At 40.7% G+C, this 653-nt stretch carries 1 protein-coding gene; it reads left to right on the top strand.

Annotation, left to right across the window (positions count from 1 at the left end):
• Positions 1-537: RNA-dependent RNA polymerase family protein (locus DNK84_RS03430; protein WP_456236411.1), on the top strand; the 537-nt coding region annotated here is incomplete at its 5' end.
• Between the last annotated feature and the right edge of the window lie 116 nt (positions 538-653).

Here is a 653-nt window from a genome sequence, read left to right as displayed (position 1 = left end):
GATGCACGCAGAATTGAGCGGGCACTCTCAAACAGGTTTAACAAGTATAATCTACAGCTGCACCCAGAAAAGAGTCGGAATATTAGCTTTGGCAGGTACGAGAGGCTCAATGCGTCAAATACAGGTCGAAGAGCCAATACTTTCGATTTTCTAGGTTTTACGCATTATTGTGATAAGACAAGAAAGGGTTACTTTAAGCTGGGTCGGAAAACAAGTGCTAAGAAGTTTAGAGCGAAGTGTAAAGAGTTAAACACCTGGTTTAAAGCTATTAGGAACTTGCTCCCGACGAGGCAGTGGTGGAAAACACTCAAAGCTAAGCTAAGAGGGCATTTTGAATACTATGGCGTGAGCGGGAATTTCCCAGCGATCGCAAGTTATTACTCAATTGCCAAGAGGCTGGCAAAGAAATGGTTAAATCGAAGAAGCCAAAAGCGGAAATTAAGTTGGGAGAAGTTCAACAAATATATTGAACGCTATCCACTACCGCAACCACGGATAACACATGATTTTTATACTTTAACAGGTTCAGTGAGTTAAATTGAAGAGCCGTATGTGGGAAATCTACAAGTACGGTTCTGTGAGGGGCATCATGCTTTCTCACATTATGTTTAAAATTTAAATTATAAATAGGAGAAACAGAGATGTCTACTCGA

This window comes from Facilibium subflavum (assembly GCF_003574485.1).
In the GTDB taxonomy this organism is placed as follows: Bacteria; Pseudomonadota; Gammaproteobacteria; order Francisellales; family Francisellaceae; genus Facilibium; species Facilibium subflavum.
Note: the sequence above shows the minus strand (reverse complement) of the source record. Positions and strands in the feature narration are given on the sequence as shown.